The organism is Syntrophomonas sp., from assembly GCF_028707975.1.
GTDB lineage: Bacteria > Bacillota > Syntrophomonadia > Syntrophomonadales > Syntrophomonadaceae > Syntrophomonas.
Window position 1 is genome coordinate 1 of sequence record NZ_JAQVZX010000168.1, and the last position, 2,811, is coordinate 2,811.

A 2,811-nucleotide genomic window follows, 5' to 3' on the forward strand; every position below is an offset into this window, starting at 1 on the left:
TTGCCTCGCATCTATCAATCACCTCAATACCAGGTTGATATAAACCTATATTAAGCTTTAAACTGTAAAGGTAAAATGCTTTTTACCCAATCTTTACATTAAATTTACCTGTTGCAAACTGTTTTGTCTGACATATTACGTTATTGGGATAGTGATTATACCCTCGTTAAAAAAAACAATAAAAAAAACCATAATCAGATTTGCTGCAACAGCTTATCACTGGAAAAACCGGTAATTGACTAGTTATATCTTACCCACATACTTCTTTTTATCGAAAAAAAACAAATAGCCCATTGGCCTCAAACAAACACCAACAGGCTTTTAAATAATTTCTTATCTGCGCCTGCTCTTGCGGCAGGCATACTTTTTGGCTTCTTTCTTCTTATCCTTATGGGTTCCGGCATGCTGGTTGAGAGCAACCGGAATGCGCGGCTTCAGTACCTTCTTCTTCATGATTTCCCCCATTATGATCTACCTGGGTTATTACCCCCTCACTCCTAATCCCTTTAAATCACCGTATCCTTCTTCCCTCTGCCGCCCTCCGTCTTCCGTCATCTCCCGATGACTGACGCCTGACGACCACCCTGTCCTCCGCCCTCCGTCTTCCGTCTTTCTATACTTTAAAACAGCTTTCCCCGATGAATTCCCGGAGAATGGAATTGGCGGGGACCGCATCCGGCGCTATGGGTTTAAAATAGCTGGCAAATTGCAGGAGATAGCGTGCCACCACATATTCCGGGTGTTCCGGGCCAATCTGCCGCAACAGAGGCTCAATATGGGGTTTTAACACTGATAATTCATAAACCAGAGAGGAATTGAACATAATATCGGCATTTTCTTGAAAAGAAAAAATGTTCCTCTCCTCTCCCCGCCTAACCGAAGGCCATCTTTTAATGGTGTCCAAGGCATTGTAGCCTCGGGTTCTGGCATCACGGACTATCCGTCGCACCAATCTGCTGTCCGTGGTGGGAATCCGGTTGCTGTAATCTATATTCAACTGGGTCAGAGCACTGATATATATTTTAAATTTTTGTTCCGACGGAATACTCCAGGTCAAGCGCTCATTCAGGCCATGGATGCCCTCGATAATTATAGGTTCTCCTGCCGGCACCTTCATGGACATACCTCGCTCTTCGCAAGAACCCCGGGTAAAACTATAGATGGGAATTTCCACTTCATCCCCTTTGATCAGCCGTCCCAGATGCTCATTAAATAAATCGACTTTAAGGGCTTCCAAAGCTTCAAAATCATAGTCGTTATTCTCATCCCGGGGTGTCAAGTCACGGTCAACAAAATAGTTGTCCAGGGACAGGACTACCGGCTTCTTACCGTTTACCCGGAGCTGTATGAGCAAGCGCTGGGCAAAAGTGGTCTTGCCGGAAGAGGACGGTCCTGATATCAGCACCAGGCGTATATCCTCGTCACTACAAATCTGGTCGGCAATAAAAGCAATCTTCTTTTCATGCAAAGCTTCATTAACCCGGATTATATCGTTAATATCTCCCTGTTCAATAATATCATTAAGGGCCGCCACATGAGGAGTTTCCAGCATTTCGGCCCATTTTTTGGCCTCCTGAAATATGCTGGCCAGTTTTTTTTGCTCCACATAAGGCCGCAGCGAATTTGGAGCACTCAACTCCGGAGTTTGTAAAATCATTCCCGGTGGATATTCAAACAAGCGAAACTTTTTCAACATTCCCGTTTCGGGAAGCATAAAAATATAGAAGTTTTCGTAAAATCCATCAAGCTCAGATACCTGGACCTTATCCACATCCCGGTAGGCCAGGAGTTTCACTTTGTCTTCCTCCCCCTGCTCCCGGAATATTTCCTGGGCTCTTTCTTTATTAATCCGCATTCTCCTGATAGGCAGATTATCCTCAACCATTTCCCGCATTCTTTTTTCGAGGGCTTCAATCTCGTCTGCCCGCGAGTCCTCATTCAAAAACTCGCATAACAAGCCATTGGACAGAGAGTGTTTTACCGTCAGCACCCGTTCAGGATACAAATCACGCGCTGCCTTCATCAACAGAAAACTCACACTGCGACGGTAAATCCTCACTCCGATTTCACTATTCATATCTACCAACTCTATAGCACAGGAGCGGGTGAAACGATAATTCAAATCTCGCAAGCGATTGTCAATAATTATTGCCATTACCGGATAGAGTAATTTCTTCTCCAGCCTCTTTAGCAACTCGGCTACGCTAGTTCCTTCCAGAACATTATATGAACCTATTCCTTTAATCCTTACTTCGACCCCAGCTGTCTCCACTCTTGCAATGGCCATTATTTCCCTCCTCAATCTTCTCCTCCTGGCCCTTATCTCATTATATAGTATTCGGGAGAAAATTGCTGACAGGCCCTTTACCATTAAAAGATTGATTCCGCTGCAAAAAGTAATAATTATGCATTTGCTTGCATAAATATTCCGCTCGCAGTCTACGCATGGGCAACACCTACGGCTTGACAGAAGAATCTATCTTGCTTACCATAAAATTGGAAGGAGAGAAAAAGAATGAATGTCTTCACCAATCTCTTCAAGGAAATAAGCTTCATGAAACTCTTGAAAGCCCTGGAAGACGGCCTTGCTTCCACCGGTCGCGCCCTGAGCGGCAGCCAAACACCCGAAAAAGCAACTTCCTCAACAAGCAGCAAGAGCCGCCCTTTCAGCGAGATTATTAAAGAAGCCAGCCAGGCTTATGGTATTCAGGAAGAAGTAATTAGTGCCGTAATAAAACAGGAGTCATCTTACAATCCCCGGGCGGTTTCTTCCTGTGGTGCTCAGGGTCTCATGCAGTTGATGCCAGGCAC

The 2,811-nt window shown here is 44.8% G+C and carries 2 protein-coding genes; one reads left to right on the forward strand and one right to left on the reverse strand.

The genetic code is table 11. The features are described 5' to 3' along the window. Positions 1-613: 613 nt before the first annotated feature. Complete coding sequence (locus tag PHP87_RS11755; protein WP_299921600.1) at positions 614-2,287, reverse strand: nucleoside kinase; 1,674 nt, start codon at positions 2,285-2,287, stop codon at positions 614-616. 228 nt (positions 2,288-2,515) lie between these two features. On the opposite strand from PHP87_RS11755, the gene PHP87_RS11760 reads away from it, so the two are divergent. Beyond that, positions 2,516-2,811, forward strand: a 296-nt coding sequence (locus tag PHP87_RS11760; protein WP_299921602.1) for a lytic transglycosylase domain-containing protein, incomplete at its 3' end; no start/stop codon positions are given.

What these genes read in the sequence shown, in the direction of transcription:
- PHP87_RS11755 (WP_299921600.1), bottom strand. Translation starts at nt 2,287, where the DNA reads ATGGCCATTGCAAGAGTGGAGACAGCTGGGGTCGAAGTAAGGATTAAA.